We start from the raw sequence: 527 nt of genomic DNA, 5'->3' as shown, positions 1-527 counted from the left end.
GGCGACGCAAGTGAAAGGTCAGTTTACTGCGGCTTACGGTGAAACCGCTGGGACTGAAAATTTACGAAAAGCGTTAGATGCCATCATCAAAAGCTCGGATTCTTTGACGCTTTCAAGCTTGTTTGCGAATTTTGCAGTAAGTCTTATTCACACCGAAATCGATGCTTTTTACAACGATAAAGCGATTGTCGATATCCAAAAAACGCAAATCTCTGCGGATCAGGTTGAGCTGATAAAAAACAATACGGAACGAGACATCCGTTTCCAGTTTGAAAAAATGCTGAAGGGTGAGTCGACAGGCGCCTCGTTTATCGAACGTTACGAAACATTACGCAAGAACTTAGGTGCGTTGAAAGATCGTCTACTCAACATCACCGAGCAAGAGAAAAAGGATCTTGAGGTTCGCGCAGAGCACTCTTTGACGGCTCGCGATTTGTTGGCTGTCGTTGAGTCCAGTATTGGTGACCGTTTTGATGAACAAGTGCTGTTTGCATTAAACGAGCGTCGCGTAAATCGCTTAGAAAAAC

Annotated in this window: 1 pseudogene; it reads left to right on the top strand. The window is 44.4% G+C overall.

The window, feature by feature from the left end:
* Positions 1-527: pseudogene (gene vcrV / locus R7Z49_RS27400) on the top strand (type III secretion system needle tip protein VcrV); the annotation flags it as partial.

The sequence above is a fragment of the Vibrio sp. 1562 genome (genome assembly GCF_033340155.1).
GTDB classification, from domain to species: Bacteria; Pseudomonadota; Gammaproteobacteria; order Enterobacterales; family Vibrionaceae; genus Vibrio; species Vibrio alginolyticus.
This window is presented reverse-complemented; position numbering and strand designations above follow the sequence as displayed.